This window comes from Adhaeribacter soli (assembly GCF_008727925.1).
Taxonomy (GTDB): Bacteria; Bacteroidota; Bacteroidia; order Cytophagales; family Hymenobacteraceae; genus Adhaeribacter_A; species Adhaeribacter_A soli.
On the sequence record NZ_VTWT01000012.1, the window covers coordinates 13,173 to 35,237 of the forward strand.

Genomic DNA, 22,065 nt, shown 5'->3' on the forward strand with positions numbered 1-22,065 from the left:
AATTTCAGGGCGGAAAAAGGCTTCATGAAGTGGCGTAGCAGATCCGGCCTAACCTATAAAAAACAGACCTGCAACAAAACCCCAGAATTATGAATCCTGATTCAGAGCAGGCCCCTTTCAAAGGCCGGAGTTTTAAATAGCTATTGCAGGAAATAATCGAAAAAAACGCCGACAGTATATTTAAATTGAAAATTTTCTTAATTTTAAACGAAATAATTCACTAACATCCACTTAATATGAAAAAATCTGTACTAACCTTTTGTGCGATAGTAGGTTTAGGGTTGCAGGCAATGGCGCAGGGTTCTCAGTTCTGGACCGAGCAAGCCACCGGCTTTTCTACCCCATCCCGAGGGATCCGCGATATTTCTGTACCTTCAGCTACCGCAGCCTGGGCTATTTCCTACGATGGTTCAGCAACAGTTCCTGGCCAAACCAAGCCACCAGTGCAGGATTATACCAGAACTACTAACGGCGGTCAAACCTGGACTTCTGGCACTATTCCAAATGCAGCTACCTGGGCCTTCTCAAACCTTTCTGCTATCGATGCCAATACCGCATGGGTGGCTATGTATAACGATGCTACGGACAGCGGCGGCCGGATCTATAAAACCACTGATGGAGGAGCAACCTGGACTCAGCAGGGCACCACTTTGTTTGCCAATGCTAATTCTTTCCTGAATATCGTACACATGTTCGATGCCAATAACGGCTGGTTACAAGGTGACCCGGTAGGCGGCGAATTTGAAATGTATACGACTACCGATGGTGGAGCAACCTGGACACCGGTTCCTGCAGCAAACATCCCAAATCCGCTTCCGGGTGAATTTGGAACGGTAGACGTATATACGACCGTTGGAAACAATATCATCTACTTCGGAACCAACAAAGGCCGGGTATTTAAATCTACCGATGCTGGTTTAACCTGGACCGTAGGTGGTACAACTGGTCTTACTGCTGTTCAGGACCTTGCTTTCAGCGATGCCAACAATGGTTTAGCAACGTTCGATGATATGATCGTTAGAACCTCCAATGGCGGTGTTACCTGGACTTCTGTAACCAACTATGTAGGCACCATGTACACAAGCGACCTGGCATATGTTCCGGGTACACCAAATACATATGTAAGTACCGGCGCTAATGGTACCAACGGTTCTTCTTACAGCATCGATGGCGGCCAAACCTGGGTTGATTATGACATGGGTGACCAGCGTACTGCTTTAACATTCTACAGCCCAACCGTTGGTTATGCCGGTGGCTTCAATCAGGATGCCACAACCGGCGGTATCTTTAAATTCAATGGTACTGTTATCAGTGGCCTGAATGATAAAGAGTTCAGCAAAAACGTTAAGGTATTCCCTAACCCAAGCAACGGTTTGGTAACTATCGAAGTAAATAAAGCTTCAGGAAACACGATTGCTATTAATGTATTCGATGCCCTGGGCCGTTCAGTGATCTCTAAGAACGAAACTTTAAACGGTGGTTCTTATGCCAACCAGATCGATCTTACTTCTTTCACGAAAGGCATTTACATGCTGCAGGTGCAAACCGGCGAAAACATTTCTATCCGTAAAATTGTGATCGAATAATTTTATTTGGATTACGCTCATTAAAAAGAGCCGCTCTGTCATGGAGCGGCTCTTTTTATTTCAACATGAACCAGGAAATTATCTGAACCAACAAGCCAGGAACCAACCGGGTAAATTTCATTTGAGTTATCCTGGCTGAAAGCATTTTCCCTTTCCTGTATAAGGAACAAATCATTCCCAATAAAAAAGCACTTCTGATTGTAGAGGCATTTGGCTAAAGCCCCATTTTAAAATGCTTTAAAACCGTCAGCTAAAGCTGACGGCAATGAAAACCCGGAAAGATGCGCTTCCATTCAATTAAGTTGGGCCTGTTTGTCTCTTTGGTAGGAATTGCGTCAGAACCAGGGCTATTCAGAAGGTTCAAAATGCCTGGTCTCCCGTTATTCTGAACTAAAAGAAGCATCAATTCATGGAGAAACAGCAAAAGAGTTTGCTACTCCAAACTACTAAAGCGCCATAAACCCCATTTCTTTTACCCGGGTTACTTTTTACCAGTATTTTTATAGCCTTTATCTGAAAGACGCCGGTTCAGAGGCAGGCGCTGCCTTGTAACTGCATGTAATTAGTTCAGAGGAATAATACAGCTTTCAGGGAAATTCCGGAAGAAATCCGAGAAGAAAAGTAAGCAAAGAAGTATGTGCTTAAAACCGGATATTTGCCTTGCTTTCGTTTCCCTGCATTAAGCGGCGGATGTTTTTCCGGTGGGTAACTACGATCAGAATAAAGACCACAATGCCAAAGCCGGTCAGGAGTTTTGCGGAATGCTCCGGACGGAACCAGGGCAACAGCATTAAAAGCGGGAAAACCATGGCGGCCAGCATAGACCCCAGGGAAACGTATTTAGTGGTTAGTAATACAATTACAAATATACCCAGGCATACCAGGGCAGCTTCCGGATGAATGGCCAGCACCATACCTAAAAGGGTGGCTACGCCTTTGCCGCCCCGGAAACCGGCGTACACCGGAAACACGTGCCCTAACACGGCAATAAAACCAAAAGCGAGTTGCACCGGCACCAGGTACTCCACCGGAATAGCATGCAGGATAATCAGGAACGCGGCCAGGGAGGTTGCCACCCAGCCTTTAAAGATATCGACGAGCATTACAATGGAGCCCGGCTTTTTGCCCAGTACCCGGAAGGTATTGGTAGCGCCGGAGTTGCCGCTGCCATGCTCCCGTATATCGATCCCGAAGTACGCTTTTCCTACCCATAAGGCCGTCGGGATGGCCCCGATCAGGTAGGCAGCCAGTGCAAAAATGCCAATCAGCAATAAATTCATAATTAAAAATTCCGGTAATGCTCATCCGGCCGCGTTGGTTTTCGGGACAGATCTGTGGCTAATACCGTGCGTTTAAAAAGGAAACAAAATCAAATATAAAGAAAAGCCGGCCTGCTTTGCAAACCTTTCTACCTTGTTTCGGCCGAACTATAGCCGATTCCACAATTAATTAAACAAAAACTGCTTCTTTTTACTTTTTAAGGCATTTACGTTACCCTTTTACAGCCGCTACGAGGTTGTTTTCAAAAGCTTGGCCCACTAAAAAGGCAAAGCCCCGTGAATTACGGGGCCATGTCTACATCAGCTTCTTCTTCTCCTTTTTTAGGTTTCTTTTCTTTCTTTTTCTTTACAGGAGCTTCCTCTTCGGCCGGAATATCGCCGCCCCCGGTATCTGCGTCTGCCGGCGGCTCCACAGCTTTTTCTTTCTTCTTCTTTTTAGCCGGAGCTTCTTCCGTTGCCGGATCTTCCATTGGTGCATCGGCCGGCTCCTCTACTGTTTTTTCTTTCTTCTTTTTAGCCGGTTTTTCGGCAGGCTCTTCGGTTGGGGTGTCTGCCGGCGGAGTATCTGCCGGAGGAGCGTCTACCGGAGCGTCAGCGCCAAGATCGCCTTCTTCCGTAGCTTTAGCCTTGCCTTTCTTCTTTTTCTTCGCCGGCGCCTCTTCCTCTGCCAAAGCGCCGCTGCCGTCATCGGCAATGGTATCGCCTTCGCCCATCATACCTTCTTCGTCGGTAGCTGTTCCCTTTTTCTTTTTCTTCTTTTTCTTCTTCGTTGCCGTAGCGCCTTCCTCACCTTCTTCCATTGGCGGTTCTTCATCGTTTATCTGTACGGCAGGGGCGTCTACCAGCGGTTCGCCTTTACCGCCCAGATAAGCATCGCGGAAAGATTTCACGAAGTTGTTCCGGTCTATGGATTCGCCCGCAACCGGGGTAAAGGTAGTGGCAACCGTACCGGCCGGCTTCAGTTTGGAGGCCAGCATCTGGTTGAATTTACCGTCGGAAGAGGCTACCGTTAAGGCATACTCGCTGTAGTTCAGGTAATACCAGGTGGTTGGGTTGGCTTCCAGGTAAATGGAGATCACTTCGGCTTCACCTATCCGCTTGATCTCGATATGGCCACCGATGCGCGCATTAATGTCTTTCTTATCGATATTGGCCAGTGATAACGGGCCTACGCTGTACCAGGCATTGTTTTTTGGGCTCCATTTTAATTTCACTTCGTTGAACACCAGGCTATGGATTAGCTTGGGCGACACCTTGGTAAATGGAACATGATTGGCAGAAGTTTTATTCACATAATCCTGCACGCCTTTATTGCCGATGAACTCTCCTAGTTTAAAGAGCAAGGTGGAGCTGTTGTCGATGGCTTCCGGCGCACCGGAGGTATTATCGGCGATCAGCGAGCCCATTTGTGCCCAGGCGCTGGAAGGCAGGTTTATATCGAAGGCCAGGAACGAATCGAACCGTACGCTTCCGCTGTCGAGGTTGGCTACGGCATCGCCGGCGGCTTTCAGTCTGAAATCTTTATCCGGCTTTATGAGGTTGAACGAGCCTTCGTACTTGGCAATGGAGGCCGAATCGTTATAAAGCATCACATTTCCCTGGTAAGAATCGGCATAGGCTTTCTGTTCGTCGCCCAACTTAAATTCGCGGCTCATTTTATCGTAAGAAAGCACGCCATCCACGGTAAACAAACTCAGGTCGGTTTCATCGGCTTTCTTCGAAACAAAGGTGCTGTACACTTTAGACGAACCACTGGAAATATGCAAACCGGTTACCAGCGGTTCCCCGTCGGCGGTTTTCATGTCTTTCACGGTAATCCGCACCGAATCGGGGTTCACGGTATTCTTGTAAGGGAACCAGTCCGCCGAAGCTTCATCGCCAAAGGCTAGTTTCATTTCCCCGTCGAAGTCAAGTAATTGCTTGTTCGAGGTCATGTGCACATCGCCCCGGTACAGGATCTTCGGCATAATAAAGAACTTCTGGGTATCCGGGATATTTCCTATGGCTTTGGTAATGAATACCGGCGGTTCGCCTTTCTCTACAATAACCGAGTCGCGGGTAAAGTTGCCCATTTTTATCGGGAAGGTCTGCCCCATGGAATTGGTGTACTGCAGGTCGGCAAAACCCTGGAAGTCTTTTCCGGAAAGAATGTCGATCTCACCGTTAGCCAGTTTATGGAATTTGTTCAGGGTATCCATCGCGATCTGAGAGTTCTGCAATACTTTCAAATCTGCATCGCCGGTAATCTCCACGTTACCGTCGGTTGGGAAAATATGCGCGTCGTTGGAGCGGATATAAGGCACGCCGCCGGCTTTCAGGGTGTACGTACTCAGGTCGTAGTAACCGGAAGTTGCGTTGAACTTCAGAATGTTAGTTGAATCCTGATCGGCGCGGGTAGAGTAGAAATACGATTTACTGATATCGCCTCCTTCTACCTCCTTCATGGTTACGATCTTCTTCTTGAAATCCCAGTTACCGCCGCTAAGCGAAGTTTTGAACTGGCTGTGCGGTAATTCGGTACTGGCAAAACCGGCTTTCTCCGGCGCAAAGTTGGCGCTTCCCCGCTTAAAGTCGTAATCCATAAACACGTCCGTAGCCAGCAAGGCCGGCTTGTCGGGGTTATCGGATTTAATAGCAAAAACAGCGTTGTTGGCTTTAAAATGGGTTTTCTGGAATTTAAAATGCGGCGACTTCACCGAGGATTCTTCACTTTCCACCGTACCATGCCCTAAAAGTCCGTTAGGCGTAATTACCGTCTGTCCCACGTAAGTAAACTTCCCGTCGTAGAGCTTTATCGGATCCATGGTTTCCTTGTTGAAAAGGGTATCCGGCTTGTTGAGCACAAGGCTATCCTGATTTACTTTCCACTTCATGGAGAAATGGCCGATATTGGCCGCCGGGAAAATACCTTCCGGATCTTTGCTGGCCGCGATGGCCCCCGAAATACCGCGGGTAGTGGTAACGGAATCGAGGTAAAAAGTAAAGGTATCGGATTTGAGCGTAGAAGTTAAATAGTTGATGGAGCCATTGCCCTGTAAACCATTTGCGTTAAGAAGAACAGTTCCCTTAAACCCGCCTTTATTGCCGTAAGCCGGGAAGCCCCCTTCCGGAGCCTTATATTCAAAGCCTAAAGACTGATCGGGCATTACCGTAAGCCGGGTTTCGATTGGCGGGAAGATGTTGCCGGAATGGAAGGTACCTTTAAAGTTTACCGCGCTCTGGCTCGTGCTGCCCATGCTGTCGAGCTTAAACGGCGGAATGGTAAAGTACACCGAACTGTCGTAAGCGCCGCCCAGTACATCAGGCTTGTTGAAGTACACCACGGCCCCGGTAGAGGCATCGAACATCGGGTAGCCCGGAATTTTCTTGCGGCCCGATTTATTATTCGGTTTGTTCAGGTACAGCTTCCCGTTAAGTCCTGTCAGGGCTTTTTCGGTGCTTACCGGCGCTTTTTTCTTGGCTTCGGCCGGTTTGGCAGCTTCCTGGGCCACGACCGGATCTTCTTCAATTATCGGATCGCCGAACTCATCGAGCTGCGGCTTTTTCTTTTTCGCTTTCTGGGCTTTGGCTAAGGCTTTGGCTTTCTTTTTTTCTTCTTTGGCTTTTTGCTTGGCCAGTTTTTTTTCCAGTTTAAGCGCTTTTATTTTCTGAAGCCGCACCGAATCGTCTTCCGGGAAGTCTTCGGGCGCATCTACCTGGGCCTGATCTTCCTTCTTGGCTTTTTCGTCTTTCTCCCCTACTGTTTTATCTTGGGCTGCAGCTAAGTTCTGGCCGTTGATCTCAACCTTTTCCTGCTTGGCTTTATCCTTTTTGGTTTTCTTGGTCCGGAAGATCAGGGAGTCGATCCGGGGCATGTCGATCCAGAAATCGTTGTAGCTGAAGTTAAAGCCGGTGCCTTTGAAAATAAAGTTCGGCGTAACCACGCGCCCGCTGAATTCCATGTCGCGGTTTTTGCGCACGCGCACAATACCGCTATCCGGACGGACGATGATGGCGCCGGAGTCGGTACTGAAGGCAAACTGGCGCACCCCGCGCAATAGCAGCTCCTTATTCTCCATGTTCAGCGTGGCGTTCCGGCCGGAAGGCGCCCGCGATTTAATGGTAATGTGGTCGAAGTCCTTTTTATCTCGGTGGGAATTGACGTAGTGCTTGGCTTTGGGCTTTAAGGTAATGTAACCGGTAGTGGTATTAAAATCGATGTAGCCATCCTGGGCCAGGCTGGCCATGGCTTTCTTCAGGGTCGGTTCCTTTATCTTATTTTCCCGCGCCACATCCATGGCATAAAATTTATCGGTTCCCTTTTTTTGCGCGTACCCCACGATCATTTGCAGCGGATGGAAACTGGCAATACCTTTTAACTGCTGGTAACGAACATCGGAGAAATAATCCATGGACTCGATCTGGGCCGAAACCTGATCTTTGGCTACCAGAATGGAGAAATTGATCTTCGGATCGGCCAGGTTCCAGACCAGAAGGTCCGCTGTAATCTCCATTTTGTGGTAGGAATCCTGAAAAGGGCTGTATTTGAGGGCATCGTTGTTGTTGCGGATCATTTTCAGCTGGTTCCGGGGCTTCGAAAACTTAAAGCCCATACCCGGATGGGTAATAGAATCCTGGTTCTGATAAATGGTAATGCCGGCGCGGTCGGCGGTGAGCAGGGTATCGCCCAGCAAGTAGCTCCGCGAAAAGGATTTGAACTTGCGTTCGCCGTTCAGCTTCACCGCAATAAAGGAAAAGCTGTTGTCGAGGGCGGCGCTCATGATCTTGCTGCCCACCAGGGTAAAACCACCCCGGTAACCGATATTCTCGCCTAAATTCTTAAGCTTGGCATCGTTGGTAAAAGAGGCAAAACGCGGGAAACCGGTATCGGCAGTGGTATTGCGTTTTTTGCTCCGGTACTCGAATACGCCTTCCACCGGTTCGGCCAGCACAGCGTCGTACTTAATGGTAGCGCCTTCGGCTTTAAATTCGGCCCGGGTAATATCGAAGTTATATTTTTTAAGTTCTACGGAAGCTTCGTTGCCATTTACGTTCCAGGCAAAGGTGCCGCCTTTGCCTACAAATATGTTTTTAGCCAGGGAAACTACACCTTTAGTGTTCTTAATGGTTACCGAATCGAACTGGCTTACCATAAACAGGTCGGCATCTTTAATCACGATGGCCGGGCCTTTTACAATGGGCTGGTCTTCCGGAATGTATTTATTCAGAGAGAAATCCTGGGCTTCGGGCTCTGCAGTTTTTACTTCAGGTTCCGGAGTACTGCCCCAGTCGTCGGTCCCCCAGCCGTCGTCGCTTTTCGCTGCTTTTTTGTCGTCTGCCGGTTCATCGCCCCAGCCACCCCAATCGTCCCAGCCGTTATTTTTAGGCTTCGTGGTTTTCTTGGTTGTTGTTTTTTTAGCAGTGGATTTAGTAGTGGTTTTCTTGGCCGGAGCAGCAGGTTTGGGAGGATCTTTTTTTACAATAGGCAGCGGCGGCTTTATTTCTTCTTCTTCCGGTTCGTTGCCGTAACGGTACTCGAAGTTGAAGCTGCCGCCCAACATGCGCAAACTGTTGGTTGTGGTTTTGTAAAGTACTTTGGTATCTAAAAAGCGGTAAGCCGAGGCCATAAACTGCTCCACGGCTTTCGGATCTTCCTTTTCATAGGTTATATCGATCACGTCCATGACCTGGTTCAGGCCGGCGCCGGTAAGGCTGTGCACGTTTACGGCGCTGCCGATCGCTCCGAAATAATTTTCGAAGTGCGGCCGCGGTTTCATTTTCTTCGCCTGCATGGCCTGGGCAAACTTCACGATGCGTTCTTTCTGCTCGTGGCTGATCTTGCCGCTGTTCCAGGCCGTTTCCAGCATGTTGGCAACCTTCATGGCATTGTCGTTCCGGGTAGGCGCCATCATTTGGGGCACTTCCGTAATAAACTTGGCCGGATCGTCAGAGAACTTGCCTACCTGGGCCTGAACCGACAAAAAGGTGCTGAAGAAAAATATAATAAGTAAAAGATACCTCATAAAAAGGAAATACAGATCACATTACGGTTTCCGGAAAATAGCCGAAACCCAGTTGTTTTTAGTGCGGTGCGATTCAAAAATCAGGCCGCAGTTCTTTGCTTCGTCCTGCAGAACCGGCAGGTCTTCGGTATAAAAGCCGCTGAGCACCAGCGGACCGCCAGCCTTCAGTAACTTCGTATATGCCTGCATATCGGCTAACAACACGTTCCGGTTGATGTTGGCCAGCACAATATCGTAAGGTTCGTCGTTTTCAACCACTTTTACGTCGCCAAAATGTACCGTTATGGCCGGGCAATCATTTGCCTCCGCATTTTCCCGCGCATTCTCTACCGACCAGTCTTCGATCTCCACGCCTACCACTTCCTTGGCGCCCAGCTTGCAGGCCATGATGGCCAGAATGCCGGTACCGGTACCCATATCCAGAACGCGCTTTCCGCTATGATCTACGGTAAGCTGGTTTTCGATCATGAGGGTGGTGGTTTCGTGATGGCCGGTGCCGAAGGTCATTTTCGGGTTGATCACGATGTCGTAGGTTACGTTTTCGGGCTTGGGATGGAAAGAGGCCCGCACGGAAACATCGTTGCCAATGATGAGGGGCTCGAAGTTCTTTTCCCACTCTTCGTTCCAGTTCTGCTTTACGATTTTGCTTGTTTCATAGGAAATCGGGGCCATGCCGGCGTACTTCTCTACTACTTCTTTCAGCTCGTTTTCGTTGAAAATATCTTCGGTAATGTACGCATTGAAGCCTTTATCGGTATCCAGAAAGGTATCGTAACCCACTTCGCTAAGCTCGGCAGTAAGAATATCGGTAAAATCTTCGGGGGCCTGGATGGCAACTTCTATAAAATCCATGAACGTGTAATCTAATTTTTACAACCGGCAAAAGACCGGGTTTTGGTAAAGTAAACACCGAAGTCGGCAAGGTTACGGTTGGGGGTAACGAATATCACAAAATCGGCAAAATCGCGGTTGGGCGCCAGGTACCAGAGGCCTGGCTCGTCGGCAAAAAGTTTGTTGTCTTCTTTGTAAACCACCAGGTTGGCAAAAGCATCTTCGGATTCTTCGTAAACGGTAAATTGCGTTCCAGCCTGGCGTTTCGGATCGCGCTCCAGGTACACCGAGCCGTAGATCTGGCAGAAGTTGCGGCCTATGGCAGCAGGTTTTTTAACAAAAAAAGGGTTTCCGGCCGAAACAAAAAACGCCGGTAAAACCCAAAGCAGGAAAGTTAAAATATAGATATTACGCATTGAAGCCTCCTAAACCTTAAAATTAACGAAAAAGTCCGGGAAAATAATATAAATCAGGTGGTTGGTTTGTTTTACCCCACCCAACCCTCCCCTAAAAACAGGGGAGGGCTTTTTTTTCTGGCTGAAAAAGAGCGTTTCACTTCATTTCAGGAATCACTACTCCAGTACATAGTCAAGTTAATTTTTAGAAAGTGGGATTACAAATCCCACGGCTCGGTTAAGACGGGATTACAAATCATTACTGTTCGAAAGACAGTCTTATTTAGTTTACACCTTTCTTTGTGTTAGTTTTAAAGCTTTATTAAAGTCTATAACGAACTGCTCAAACTAAATAAGGTCATGTTTCGAACAGTAATGATTACAAATCCCGTCAAGCAAATTCCAGTAATTAACTTGACAGTGTATTAGGTCTGAAAAAGTTAACTCCTGCATTGGAATTTAGCTATTCCGGAGGGTTTCAGAAACAAGATCATTCCATATTCCTTGAATCAAGCTTTATCTTCTTTATAAAACCTGAAAAGACAGGTTTAAGAGCGCACTAATTCCGTTGACTGAAGTCAACGGCAAGAGATATCTTGAATTTAAAAACCTGCAATATTCCCTTTTTATGTTTGTCTAAGCGCTGGGAAAGCGCGCAACACAGCAGTAAAAAAAACCCTCCCCTGAGTCAGGGGAGGGTTGGGTGGGGTTTTATTCCAAAAACCTACCGTTTTAGAAAGAACGGATAATGGTCAGGAAGTCGGCTGATTTCAGAGCAGCACCGCCGATCAGGCCGCCGTCTACGTCTTTGCAGGCGAATAATTCTTTGGCGTTCTGAGCGTTGCAGCTGCCGCCGTATAGGATCGGGGTTTTCAGGGCTGCTTCGGCATCGTAAGCACGGGAAACTTGTTCGCGGATGAATTCGTGCATTTCCTGGGCTTGTTCGGAACTTGCGGTGCGACCGGTACCAATGGCCCAGATCGGTTCGTAGGCGATAATTACCTGGTCGAATTCTTCGTTGCTCAGGTGAAACAAGCCTTCTTTAAGCTGCTGGGCAATGTAGCTGAAGTGGATCTCCTGCTCGCGCTGCTCCAGGCTTTCGCCGCAACAGAAAATTGGCTTCAGGCCTGCATCAAGCGCAGCTTTCAGTTTTTGTTCGAGCAATACGTTGTCTTCGTGGAAGTACTGGCGGCGTTCGCTATGGCCCAGAATTACGTACTCGCAACCTACCGATTTCAACATGGGAGCCGAAACTTCGCCGGTATAGGCGCCGCTTTCTTTCTGGTGGCAGTTTTGGGCGGCAAGCTGGATGTTTGCGCCCCGGCTTTCGTTAACGCCGGTTAAAAAAGGGAATGGCGGCGCCACAATTACTTCTACCCCTGAAACCGGGTTGTTTTGCAGATCGGTTGCAATTTCGGCTACCAAAGCTAAAGCCTCCGGGTAGGTTTTGTTCATTTTCCAGTTTCCGGCAACAATTTGTCTTCTCATTTCTGTTTATTGGGAGTTTTTAATAGCGTTTTCTGGGCTGCATAGTTAGCAATTTTGGCGCGCATTGCCTAATCCGGCCGCTGTGATCCGGCCTCGGCTTTTCTGAAAGGGCTTTTTCTTTATAAAATTCCTGGTCGGCAACTTCAAAAGTATTTCCGGGATGGGGTTTCATTTTCCAGCCCGGATAACCTGCCTTCCGGTAAAACGGTATAATTTCAGACAAAAAACAAACGCTTTGTAATATGATTCCGGCAACAATTTACGTTTACTTCGTAGATAAGCTGAAGATCCACCCAAACTTTAGATGAGCAGAGAATACAAAACCCCGAAGCAGGTGATTTACGTGTGCACCGGCGACAAGTGCAAAAAGCGCGGGGGAAAGGAAGCAGGCAAGGCTTTCCGGGAATTATGTAAAAGTTACGGCCTGAAAAACGACGTAGAAATAATTAAAACCGATTGCACCGACCGTTGCAAACTGGCGCCTGTCGTTTGCATTCAGCCTCAGAACCAATGGCTTTATGAGGTTAGCGAATATAAGGTACAAAACATTTTTCAGCAGTATATTCTGAACGCTCAGCAAAACGAAAATCCGATATAGAGTTATTGGTGAAAACACCGACAACGGCAGGTTTGGAGGAAATTGGTTATTCCGAGCAACGCCGAGGAAACTTATACATATTACTATGGCATTTGAGCATAGCAAGAAATGCCTATCGTTCGGGTTTGGTAAGCGATAGTTCCCTCCACAAGGGCGGGATGACGCAATAAATGGCTTATCCTGACGGCTATAGTCAAGACACCACTAAGGGTAGACGGCGTAAAAAAAGTGGAGACGTAATATATTACGTCTCTACATTGGTTAATAAAAAAAGGTAGCGTAGGGTTTAAACTCTACGCTACCTTTTTTTATTGGGTGCGGAAAAATCATTTTCAAATTTCCACATCTTCAAATCTTCAAATTTAATTATCGTACTTGATCTTTGGTACGCGCTTGTCGATTTCGTAGCGGCCGGTGCCTTCTTCGCCAATCACTTCAAATAATTCGAGGGCGCGGCGGGCAACGTATTCTTCTTCGATCTGCTCTTTCAGGAACCACTGGATGAACTGGAAGGTAACAAAATCGTTGGCTTTGATGCACTTGGCGGCCATGCGGTTAAACTGTTGCGTTACGTAGATCTCCTGCTGCAGGGCCTGCTCAAACACGCCCCGGAACGATTCGAACTCCTGCGGGATATTGGCGATCTCCGGGGAAATGGCGCGGCCACCCAGATCGCTTACGTAATTGAAAAGCTTGAGCATGTGCTCCCGTTCTTCGCCGGATTGTTTCTGAAAATATCTGGCGCTGCAATCGAACCCGTTGCGGTCGCACCACGAAGCCATGGCCAGGTAAACGGCCGAAGAGTGGGCTTCTACTTTTATCTGCTCATTCAGTAGCGTTTCTATTTCTTCGGTAAGCGAAGTTTTCAGGCGAAGTAAGTCTTTCATTTTCGTAATTGTTAAAATCAAAAATCAGGAACGAATGCCTATCCCTGACTTAAATTTAACTGACTTTTCGGAAAATAGTTACTAACCGTACCAGAATCAGCTTAATACATATTCAGTCTAAATTAATAGTTTAATGTGCTGATGTGGTAATGTGCTAATGAGGTAATTTGGAAATTTGAAGATTTGGAAATTTGAAGATGAAAAATTTCGCATATTGTCATCGTGCTTGCCCCGAAGAGTTTCGGGGAGCGGGAGCGGAAGGAACTTACCGGCGTTTTGAAGGACTGCATTTAAGAGGAACCAAAAGCCTTTTGCTAACCCGCAACAAAGGACATTAAAAAAGGCCTGTTTGTTACAGACCTTAAACCATTTTGCCGAAAAAATCCTTCTTCTTTCCTCTTTCTACCTTCTTCTTAGCTACACCATCATGCCGTGCAGGCTTTCGTTGATGATGCTGTTCAGCTCGATCATCACTTTAGCGCCCTGCAACAGTTCGCGAAAGTGGAGCACATCGGTTAGGGTCAATACGAAGCAGCGGTCGGAACAAAGCGGGTTCAGCACTACTACATCGGCAACACGCGCGGGGTTCTGGGCCATTTCCACTACATCGATAGCTTCTACACGCTGCTTCAGGTAAAAGAAATCGGAGAATTTGAAGGAAGAAAAGCCGCCGGCGAACTCGACCCAGTAAACGTCATAACGGTTGCACTGGTAAACAGCGCCGAATTCGGTCCGGAAAATTTCTACTAAGGTATTGGCAGCGGTTCCCATAGTTTTTAAGCGATGCGATTGCTTTTAAAACGAATCTGCTGCAAAGATAAGCTTAGTTTAGAATTAGTCCAAATAAAGAGAGGTGATAGTTGTCAGTTTTCGGATCGTTTCTTTTGAAGCTCTTTTTCCAGACAGGTTTGGCAATAGCAACTGGCAGCTTCCTGGTTCAGGGGCATAATGTTTGGCAGGCTGTCGCACCAGCAGGTGGCATCGCCGTTTACGGCTCCGCAAATTAATTCGGCGCCGCATTGAAAGCAGGAGATGGTGGATTTAGCGTTTTCGTCTTTCATAGATCTTATAGCATTATTAACATTAATAAGTCAGAATTACTCTTAAGATTATAGAAGCCCTGAATTTGAAAACTATGAAAAAAGCCTCTACCCCTAATCTGAAAAAAAATCTTTCTCACAACAGGGATAGAGGCCGGTAAACAAAGCTTTAGGAATTAAAAGCAGCGAAGCCTTTTATAATTCCTTATACCACGTAAGCTGCGTTTTTGAAGAAGACATATGCTTCAGAATTACTTTCTCCAGTTTAGGCTTTGCCGTGTATACCCGGAACAATTCTTCACCAATGGTATCACAAAACACACAATCATATATAAGCCGCCCGCTAGCCTGCAAACTTTTCTCGGAAGGCATGTTAATGCTAAAGCTTGCCACGCCAGTCATATGTGATCTTGATAATACCTCTCCCGTTTCGCTTTCAATAATGGTAAAATTGATTATTTCTCCTGCCTGTTGGGTAGAATAGGTATCAAGTTTTAAATACAGCGCATTTTTGTCTTTCGTATTCGCCAAAGAATCGATGGTTAGATCGGAAACAAGTTTGTAAGGGAATTTGTAGGATTCTTTGATGGCTTCTTCATTTAGTTTACCCAGGTTCTCTTTATCGAGGTACAGGGTTTTGGAGGCTAATTTAGCTTCCAAGTTCTTCCGGTCGAAGGTTTCGCCAATGCCATAATAATTCTTTATCTTTTTTATTACGTAGGTCAGATCGCCCTGGGTTGGTATTTCGTTGGCCAGAGAAACTTTAAAATCTCTGTTGCGGGTTCCGTAAGTTGTCTTGTTCTTTTTAGAAACATTGGCTATCACCATGGCAAGATGGTAGTTCATGAATTTGATCTTTTCTACGGTGCTATTTCCGTAAGTAAGCATTGCCAGCTCACTCTGTTCAGCACGCGGTAAAGCATCAGCCTTACCCGATTGCATGAATTCCAGAGGCGTTTCTTTCCACTGCTCTTTAAAAGCAGCCATTACGCGTTCGTTATTCTTTTGAAGCTTGCTCCGGTACACTTCAATGCCGGACGTATTACCGCTTTTGGTAAGCTTTTCAATGAAAGCTGCATCTTCATCCTGAAGCACAACCACTAATTTTCTTTTTTTGAACTCCGCTTTTACGTCGATTTCTTCGCCCGCAAAGGCATTCTGAAAAATTGCAAGAAGCATGAAAGCCAATAAATAAGCTTTTCTCATTTTTTAATTTAAGGTTGGGGTTTAGTTAATAAAGCTGCAAAAGTAAATAAATTAAACAAGAAGCGTGTTATTAGGACAAGGAAGTACCCCGATCAACATGCGTTTTATAGCAGGATGGAATTGTACTGCAACTGGAGAATGCCATAGAAATGCGTGGCCCTGCTGGCTGACAGGAAGAATCCGGACGGCTTTCAGGGTTATGCATTCATTCACAATCTGAACTGGAACTGGCAGGAATCCACCGGAAGACAACTCAGTTATATGTTTTAAGAAGATACTTCTGTTAGAATTAATCCTTTTTACCGGATCTCGATACCATATTTCTCCAGCAAACCGGCCAGACCGTTTACCGAAAACTTTGCTTTTTTCAGGCGGTTTATTTCAGGATCGATGGTGTAGTTATAGGCGGAGGTAAAATCAGCTTTTTCGAGGTTGGTGCGGTCGAAGGTGGTTTGGTGGAGGTCGCAATTCAGGAATTTAGCTTCGGTAAGGTCGGCTTCGGCGAAATTGGCTTCTTTGATGCTGCAATCCTGGAAAGTGGTTTTCTTCAGTTTCTTTTTGTAGAAATCGGTGAGATCTAAGGCGCAATTCCGGAAACTGACTTCGAAAAGAAAATCGTTGCAACTCATAAAGCTTACGCCGATTAGTTTGCAGTTCCGGAAGGTGACGTTGGCAAGTTTAGCAGCTGTAAGTTTGGCCATGCTCAGGTTGCAGTCTTCGAAAACACAATCGGTAAACTCGTTGCGGCTCAGGTCGGCGTTGGCAAAGTTGCAGTGCTTAAACGTGCAGTCGATAAACTCGCGACCGTTGAGCTTTTTGCCGGAATAATCGAGCTTCTCGAAAGTTTGATAGTCGTAGGATTGTTCCTGCATGGTTTTCTAAATAATTCACTTAATCATCACAAATTAAGCAGTTTTTCCGGCTAAAACGCTACCGTTAAGCCGTTCCGGATGGCATAAACAAATTTGGTAACAGGCACCACTGGTTCGTCTTCATAAGCGCAATTAAAGCTGGTTCTGAAAGCCAGGAACCTGCCTAGTTTTACGTCTAAGCCAACATCGCCGCTGATGCGGTTGCGGAAATCGTCGATGGCTTTGGCGTAGCCGGTCTGGTAATAGATAATGGCGGAGGCTTCTACGTTGCTTTGGAGTTTGGTGCGGGCGCTTACGTAATTGGTGGTTTTCAGCATATCGGACACTACCAGCCGGTTTTCCGCTTCCGGGTTTTCCCATTCTTCGTGCTCGTGCATCAGGCCGGTTCCCAGGTACACGTTCACATCCTTAAAATTCTTCATCAGCCTAAAACGCAGGTAGCCGCCGGCAAGCGTGCGCAATTCCAGGCCGCGAGCTTTTTCGATCTGCCCCTGTCCGAACATTTCGTACGACAGCCGTTGCTCCCGGTGCAGGTTTACCCGGAAATGGGAATAGCCTTGTTTGGCAATGGTCTTGCGCTGGGTTTTATCGGAGTAGTTTACGAGCAGGTAGTTGTAATAATTCAGCAAAAGATAAGTATGCTGTACCGAATTATAAGCCACATCGCCGTTCAGGGATAGTTGCAGGTAGTTGTTCGGGCGGTTTTTGCCGGCATTCTGGTTATAAAGCGAGAAACTGGTGGTGAACTTGCCGGCAAAGAAATTACTGGAATCGCGGCTGCTCCGCCCCTGCTCAATGTTTACGATCTGGGCATTGGCAACATTCTGAAAAGCAAAAACCAACACCAACAGCCCAACCGCTTTAAGAGAAAAAAATTGCATCTACAAGTTTACTGCTTGCCGGGCAGGCTTACAAATTAAATTTTAGTGCGGGTTGGTTTGTTTAAGAAGTGAAATGCTACCTTTTCAGGTGAAAAAGATAGCGTTTTGAGTTCTAGTTTCCCCGGTCTGTCCCCTGACAGACCGGAAGCACCTCCGTCCAATTTACATTCTTCCCGATAATCCGTCAAAATATTAAACTCATCTTCACCTGTCAGATAATACTTAGCCGAAGACCACGGGTAATCTTCAGGTGCGGTAGCCAGTTGCCAGCGTTTGTGTAATGGATTCAGGTGCAAGTAATCGAGCTTCTGTTCTAATTTTGCTTTGGAGTCCAGCAGAATAGCAAGCGGGTCGCGTTGCCAGAACCGGTGGTTCCGTTCGTTGGTTTGTTCAATGAAATAAGGAAGCACTTGCGGGTGGTTTTGCTGGATATCTTTTAAGAAAGCGCTGCTCGTCCATTTGTTAAAGGAGGCGTGCGGCATTTCTTTTCCATTCTTCTCCAGCATTTCCCAGATTAGATGAATATGGTTAGGCATAATCACATAGCCATAAACAGCAACCTTTTTCCGGCTGACCAACCATTGCAATTGATTTATGATTATGGCTTTGTACTCATGAGGCTTTAGCAGTTTACGCCAGCCTTTTATGGTATCAGTCCAGAAATAGACTTCGCCCAGCAGCATCTGCGAATTTCGGGGCGCTCTGAAATGGTTTTGCTCCATGCGAAGCTAACGTGATGGGAAATACAAAAGATTTCTGCTTGGTTTGGGCGGCGGTGTTCCGGCCTGTCGGGGGACAGGCCGGGGAGATACAAATTACAGTTTAAAGGTTTCGACCAAAATAATGACAAACACTATTGGTATGCTAAGTTTATCATTAAAGATAAAGGCCTTTATGATGAACATGAAAACGCTTATCTAAATTCTCATGACAGTTCAACAATTGATGCTTACAGAAGAATGCTTAAAGTTTTCAATAGTTCTTTAGATAACTATAGATTACCCAAGGACGCACTAAAGAAAATCGCTGAAGTAGTTTATTAATAAAAAGGCCCTGAGTTTTCAGGGCCTTTTTACATTTCTAAGAAATAATTAATTACCACTTACAGCATCTAATTCAAGTTCCAAACCATATTCTATATCATTGCCCATTGCCCTAGAAATAGCATTTGCTATAATGTCAGCATTACCTCCATAAAATATTTCAGGCTCAACTCTGCCATTAAAATAAATATGTAGGTTAAAAATTTCATCCTTATCCATAAATAGATAATAATGAGAAACATTTAACAAATTAAGTGCGAATGTTTGATCAACCCCTTCTACCTCAACTTTAAATTTCAATAAATTCCCTTTAACGCTCATAGCTTTTTAGTTTAGTTCAAGTCCTAATATAAACAAAAACATGAAACGACCATCCTTTCCTACAACTTCTCCTTCAAAAACTGCGCGGTGTAATTATCATCCAGCTTCACCATATCTTCTGGCGTTCCTTCGAAGAGTAAATAACCGCCGTTGATGCCGCCTTCGGGACCCATGTCGATGATCCAGTCGGCGCATTTTACGATGTCCATGTTGTGCTCGATGATGACCACGGAATTACCTTTGTCGATGAGGGCGTTGATGGCGGAGAGCAGTTTACTGATGTCGTGGAAGTGGAGGCCGGTGCTGGGTTCGTCGAAGATGAAGAGGATGTTTTCATTGTGCGTGGTGGCGCCTTTGGTAAGGAAAGATGCCAGTTTTACGCGCTGCGCCTCGCCGCCGGAAAGCGTGTTGCTCGATTGCCCCAGGCGGATGTAACCCAGTCCCACGTCGTCGAGCGGTTTCAGTTTTTCGGCTACTTTCGGCTGGTCTTTAAAGAAGGTAATACTGTCGGCAATGGTCATATCCAGCACGTCGGCAATGCTTTTCTCCTGGTATTTTATATCCAGAATGTCCTGCTTGAATTTCTGACCGTGGCAGCTTTCGCAGGTCAGGTAAATATCGGCCATAAACTGCATTTCGATCTTTACCTGGCCTTCGCCCTGGCACACTTCGCAGCGGCCGCCTTCTATGTTGAAAGAGAAATGCGAGGGCTTGAAACCGCGGGCTTTGGCCAGCGGCTGGTCGGCAAAAAGCGTCCGGATGGCGTCGTAGGCTTTCACGTAGGTTACCGGGTTGGAACGCGACGATTTCCCGATCGGGTTCTGGTCCACGAACTCCACGTGCGAAATTTTGTTGGTAGCCCCTCCTATCTTGTCGAATTTGCCGGTAGCGTCGGAGTGGCCGCCGAGGTGTTTTTGCAGGGCAGGGTGCAGAATACGCTTAATTAAGGTCGATTTTCCGGAGCCGGAAACGCCGGTTACCACCGTTATTACGCCCAGCGGAAAATTCACGCTTACGTTTTTCAGGTTGTTTTCGCGGGCGCCGGTAATTTCGATAAAGTTGCGGGCTTTGCGGCGCGTGTCTGGTACTGGTACGCCCATTTTTCCGCTCAGATATTTACCGGTATAAGTGCTGGCGTCTTTCAGAATTTCCGGGTACGTGCCCTGGAACATCAGATTTCCACCGCCCGTGCCCGCTTCCGGACCGATATCGATGATCTGGTCGGCGATCTCCATCATTTTTTCGTCGTGCTCTACCACAATTACCGTGTTGCCCAGTTTTTGCAGACTTTGCAGCACGCCAATTAATTGTTCGCCGTCGCGCGGGTGCAGGCCGATGCTTGGTTCGTCCAGAATGTACATCGAGCCCACCAGGGCCGAACCGAGCGAAGTTGCCAGGTTAATGCGTTGGCTTTCGCCGCCGGAAAGGGTATTGGAAAGACGATTCAAGGTTAAATAACCCAGGCCAACGCGTTTTAAATAGCTGAGGCGTTTGGTAATTTCCAGCACCAGGCGTTCGGCTACGCGGGTTTCGTGTTCGGTAAGCTGAATGTTTTCGAAGAAATCTAAGGTTTCGGTGATCGGTTTCAGCACCAGGTCCATGATGTTTACGCCGTTAATTTTCACGTAGCCGGCATCTTTGCGCAAACGCGTGCCGCGGCAATCCGGGCAAACGGTGCGGCCGCGGTAACGGCTCATCATTACGCGGTACTGAATTTTATAGCTCTGGGCTTCTACGTGCTTGAAAAATGCATCGAGGCCCCGGAAATATTTATTGCCCGTCCAGAGCAATTGCTGTTCTTGCTCGGAGAGTTCGTTGTAGGGCCGGTGAATGGGAAAATCGAAGCGGATACCGTTTTTGATAAGCGGCTGCTGAAATTCTTCGTTCATTTTATCGCTTCGCCACGGCGCAATGGCACCTTCGTAAACCGTCAGGCTTTTATCGGGAATTACCAGGTCCGGATCGATGCCCAGTACGGAGCCAAAACCTTCGCAACGCGGACATGCGCCGTAGGAATTATTAAAGCTGAAGAAATTAACGTTCGGTTCTTCGAATACAATGCCATCGAGTTCGAAACGGTCGGAGAAAACATGGTTCAGCTCCTCGCTTTTTTCCGATTGGCCTTCGGCGGAAGGCATTACGCGGACGTGGCATTCGGAATGGCCTTCGAAGAAAGCGGTCTGTACGGAGTCGGCAATTCGGAACTGCAGGTCTTCGTCACCGGGTTGTACTACGGCGCGGTCAATTAAAATAAAGATACTTTTTCCCGGCTTCGGCATATTGTTTTCCAGGGCATCTTCAATGAACACCACTTCTTCGTCTACCACAATACGGGCGTAGCCTTTCTGCAGCAGCAGTTCCAGTTCGCGTTTTAAATCTCTTTGGCGGTCTAAAGGCAGCGGCGCCAGGATCATTACGCGGCTGCTTTCCGGTAAACTGAAGATAAAATCTACTACATCCGTAACGGAATCTTTACGCACCTGCTTGCCGGAAACCGGCGAAAAGGTCTGGCCGATGCGGGCGTAAAGCAGTTTCAGGTAATCGTAAATTTCGGTACTTGTGCCAACAGTAGAGCGGTTATTTTTAATATTTACTTTTTGCTCGATGGCAATGGCCGGACTGATGCCTTTGATGTAATCTACGTCGGGTTTGTCCATTCTGCCCAGAAACTGACGGGCGTAAGAGCTTAAGCTTTCCACGTACATTCGCTGGCCTTCGGCATAAAGCGTATCGAAAGCCAGGGAAGATTTGCCGGAGCCGGAAAGGCCGGTAATCACGATGAATTTGTTGCGGGGCAGCGCTACGCTCAGGTTTTTGAGGTTGTGCACGCGCGCGCCTTTTATGATAATGTATTCCCGCGGGTCCAGACTTTCAATGCCTTCCAGTTCTTCCATTACCGGCGGAGCGGTTATTGCGGATTCAGAAGCTTGGGCGGGGGTATTTACGGGAGCAGATTTCTTCGATTTTGCCATAGTTATTCTTAACGTTTCCGGGCAGCTTTTCGTGCCGAAAGTCCAGCGTTATGCTTTGACTTTTTACGGCAGTTTGTCTACCGTTACACAGGTAGTTTTCTGGTTTAAAAGGCGAATAGGCTGCCAGTGGTTTTCAACTTAAAAGGTTTAGCAACTTGCAAGCAGTTTTTAAGCCGGAAAAACTACCCTTTGAGCGTACCTTACGAAGCCGGAAAGGTTTGGGTAAAATTACTTATTAAGGTGCAAATTCAGAAGCAGTTTATTTCCAAAGGCAGGTAAATTCCGGAAGGCCCGAAAACCACCACAGCAATGCCTATATTCAAATAATGTAATTATCTGATTTACAACGCACTTACACAAAACAAAAGATACAAATATTGTACTTAAACCAGAAAGCTATATCACCCAAAATACTTTTCCGGGTCATTAAAGGCTTTTTTTGAACCAACCACTACCTTTTTTTCTACGCTCGCCGTTTAATTCAATATAAATAATACAACTCAATTGATTTATAAACGCAACCGGAATAAGCTATGAAAAAAATATACATGCAGCAACCACCTTAGTGCAAAGCCCTAGATTTCAGCCTATTTATTTCTCTCTCCGTTTCCTTTTTACTTTTCGCACCGGAAAGAAAAAGTAAACCGAATTAAAATCACCCTG

At 46.8% G+C, this 22,065-nt stretch carries 17 protein-coding genes; 3 read left to right on the top strand and 14 right to left on the bottom strand.

Going from position 1 to position 22,065, the window contains the following annotated elements:
- The first annotated feature begins 236 nt into the window (after positions 1-236).
- Positions 237-1,586 (top strand): T9SS type A sorting domain-containing protein, encoded by a 1,350-nt coding sequence (locus F0P94_RS17480; RefSeq protein ID WP_150905463.1) that lies wholly within the window; start codon positions 237-239, stop codon positions 1,584-1,586.
- Between the two features lie 641 nt (positions 1,587-2,227).
- Here F0P94_RS17480 and plsY read toward each other — a convergent pair.
- The 5 genes from plsY to tpiA all read right to left on the bottom strand — a co-directional run bounded on the left by plsY (position 2,228) and on the right by tpiA (position 11,582).
- Positions 2,228-2,866, bottom strand: coding sequence for a glycerol-3-phosphate 1-O-acyltransferase PlsY (plsY, locus tag F0P94_RS17485; protein WP_150905465.1), 639 nt, complete (start codon positions 2,864-2,866; stop codon positions 2,228-2,230).
- A 281-nt stretch (positions 2,867-3,147) separates the two neighbouring features.
- On the bottom strand, positions 3,148-8,868 hold the full coding sequence (locus F0P94_RS17490; protein ID WP_150905467.1) for a hypothetical protein: 5,721 nt from the start codon (positions 8,866-8,868) through the stop codon (positions 3,148-3,150).
- Positions 8,869-8,889: 21 nt separating this feature from the next.
- Positions 8,890-9,720, bottom strand: coding sequence for a 50S ribosomal protein L11 methyltransferase (prmA, locus tag F0P94_RS17495; RefSeq protein WP_150905469.1), 831 nt, complete (start codon positions 9,718-9,720; stop codon positions 8,890-8,892).
- Positions 9,721-9,731: 11 nt separating this feature from the next.
- A complete protein-coding gene (locus tag F0P94_RS17500) occupies positions 9,732-10,115 on the bottom strand; it encodes a DUF6150 family protein (protein ID WP_225307271.1) in 384 nt (127 codons plus the stop codon).
- Between the two features lie 711 nt (positions 10,116-10,826).
- Entirely contained in the window at positions 10,827-11,582 is a 756-nt protein-coding gene (tpiA, locus tag F0P94_RS17505; protein ID WP_150905471.1) for a triose-phosphate isomerase, read from the bottom strand.
- A gap of 304 nt (positions 11,583-11,886) precedes the next feature.
- Between tpiA and F0P94_RS17510 the strand changes: the two genes are divergently transcribed.
- Complete coding sequence (locus F0P94_RS17510; RefSeq protein ID WP_150905473.1) at positions 11,887-12,180, top strand: (2Fe-2S) ferredoxin domain-containing protein; 294 nt, start codon at positions 11,887-11,889, stop codon at positions 12,178-12,180.
- Between the two features lie 362 nt (positions 12,181-12,542).
- On the opposite strand, the gene F0P94_RS17515 is transcribed toward F0P94_RS17510, so the two are convergent.
- The 7 genes from F0P94_RS17515 to F0P94_RS17545 all read right to left on the bottom strand — a co-directional run bounded on the left by F0P94_RS17515 (position 12,543) and on the right by F0P94_RS17545 (position 17,788).
- Positions 12,543-13,067, bottom strand: coding sequence for a ferritin (locus tag F0P94_RS17515; RefSeq protein ID WP_150905475.1), 525 nt, complete (start codon positions 13,065-13,067; stop codon positions 12,543-12,545).
- Between the two features lie 417 nt (positions 13,068-13,484).
- Positions 13,485-13,838: a hypothetical protein gene (locus F0P94_RS17520; RefSeq protein WP_150905477.1), complete on the bottom strand. Its 354-nt coding sequence runs from the start codon at positions 13,836-13,838 to the stop codon at positions 13,485-13,487.
- 92 nt (positions 13,839-13,930) lie between these two features.
- Positions 13,931-14,128 carry a cysteine-rich CWC family protein gene (locus F0P94_RS17525; protein WP_150905479.1) on the bottom strand — a complete coding sequence of 66 codons (198 nt, stop codon included), beginning with the start codon at positions 14,126-14,128 and terminating at the stop codon, positions 13,931-13,933.
- Positions 14,129-14,302: 174 nt separating this feature from the next.
- A complete protein-coding gene (locus F0P94_RS17530; RefSeq protein ID WP_150905481.1) occupies positions 14,303-15,313 on the bottom strand; it encodes a hypothetical protein in 1,011 nt (336 codons plus the stop codon).
- A 299-nt stretch (positions 15,314-15,612) separates the two neighbouring features.
- Positions 15,613-16,185, bottom strand: a complete 573-nt coding sequence (locus F0P94_RS17535; protein ID WP_150905483.1) for a pentapeptide repeat-containing protein — start codon at positions 16,183-16,185, stop codon at positions 15,613-15,615.
- 50 nt (positions 16,186-16,235) lie between these two features.
- Positions 16,236-17,066: a DUF481 domain-containing protein gene (locus F0P94_RS17540; protein ID WP_150905485.1), complete on the bottom strand. Its 831-nt coding sequence runs from the start codon at positions 17,064-17,066 to the stop codon at positions 16,236-16,238.
- A 35-nt stretch (positions 17,067-17,101) separates the two neighbouring features.
- Positions 17,102-17,788 (bottom strand): transposase, encoded by a 687-nt coding sequence (locus tag F0P94_RS17545; RefSeq protein WP_191907090.1) that lies wholly within the window; start codon positions 17,786-17,788, stop codon positions 17,102-17,104.
- Positions 17,789-17,851: 63 nt separating this feature from the next.
- Here F0P94_RS17545 and F0P94_RS20045 point away from each other — a divergent pair, with 63 nt between their 5' ends.
- Entirely contained in the window at positions 17,852-18,109 is a 258-nt protein-coding gene (locus F0P94_RS20045; RefSeq protein WP_225307278.1) for a YfbU family protein, read from the top strand.
- A 48-nt stretch (positions 18,110-18,157) separates the two neighbouring features.
- Here F0P94_RS20045 and F0P94_RS17555 read toward each other — a convergent pair whose 3' ends face one another.
- Positions 18,158-18,430, bottom strand: a complete 273-nt coding sequence (locus F0P94_RS17555) for a hypothetical protein (RefSeq protein WP_150905487.1) — start codon at positions 18,428-18,430, stop codon at positions 18,158-18,160.
- Positions 18,431-18,489: 59 nt separating this feature from the next.
- Positions 18,490-21,324 carry an excinuclease ABC subunit UvrA gene (gene uvrA / locus F0P94_RS17560; RefSeq protein WP_150905710.1) on the bottom strand — a complete coding sequence of 945 codons (2,835 nt, stop codon included), beginning with the start codon at positions 21,322-21,324 and terminating at the stop codon, positions 18,490-18,492.
- Positions 21,325-22,065: the final 741 nt, after the last annotated feature.

Coding starts and splice junctions, on each gene's coding strand:
- F0P94_RS17480 (WP_150905463.1), top strand. CDS start 237: ATGAAAAAATCTGTACTAACCTTTTGTGCGATAGTAGGTTTAGGGTTG.
- plsY (WP_150905465.1), bottom strand. CDS start 2,866: ATGAATTTATTGCTGATTGGCATTTTTGCACTGGCTGCCTACCTGATC.
- F0P94_RS17490 (WP_150905467.1), bottom strand. CDS start 8,868: ATGAGGTATCTTTTACTTATTATATTTTTCTTCAGCACCTTTTTGTCG.
- prmA (WP_150905469.1), bottom strand. CDS start 9,720: ATGGATTTTATAGAAGTTGCCATCCAGGCCCCCGAAGATTTTACCGAT.
- F0P94_RS17500 (WP_225307271.1), bottom strand. CDS start 10,115: ATGCGTAATATCTATATTTTAACTTTCCTGCTTTGGGTTTTACCGGCG.
- tpiA (WP_150905471.1), bottom strand. CDS start 11,582: ATGAGAAGACAAATTGTTGCCGGAAACTGGAAAATGAACAAAACCTAC.
- F0P94_RS17510 (WP_150905473.1), top strand. CDS start 11,887: ATGAGCAGAGAATACAAAACCCCGAAGCAGGTGATTTACGTGTGCACC.
- F0P94_RS17515 (WP_150905475.1), bottom strand. CDS start 13,067: ATGAAAGACTTACTTCGCCTGAAAACTTCGCTTACCGAAGAAATAGAA.
- F0P94_RS17520 (WP_150905477.1), bottom strand. CDS start 13,838: ATGGGAACCGCTGCCAATACCTTAGTAGAAATTTTCCGGACCGAATTC.
- F0P94_RS17525 (WP_150905479.1), bottom strand. CDS start 14,128: ATGAAAGACGAAAACGCTAAATCCACCATCTCCTGCTTTCAATGCGGC.
- F0P94_RS17530 (WP_150905481.1), bottom strand. CDS start 15,313: ATGAGAAAAGCTTATTTATTGGCTTTCATGCTTCTTGCAATTTTTCAG.
- F0P94_RS17535 (WP_150905483.1), bottom strand. CDS start 16,185: ATGCAGGAACAATCCTACGACTATCAAACTTTCGAGAAGCTCGATTAT.
- F0P94_RS17540 (WP_150905485.1), bottom strand. CDS start 17,066: ATGCAATTTTTTTCTCTTAAAGCGGTTGGGCTGTTGGTGTTGGTTTTT.
- F0P94_RS17545 (WP_191907090.1), bottom strand. CDS start 17,788: ATGGAGCAAAACCATTTCAGAGCGCCCCGAAATTCGCAGATGCTGCTG.
- F0P94_RS17555 (WP_150905487.1), bottom strand. CDS start 18,430: ATGAGCGTTAAAGGGAATTTATTGAAATTTAAAGTTGAGGTAGAAGGG.
- uvrA (WP_150905710.1), bottom strand. CDS start 21,324: ATGGAAGAACTGGAAGGCATTGAAAGTCTGGACCCGCGGGAATACATT.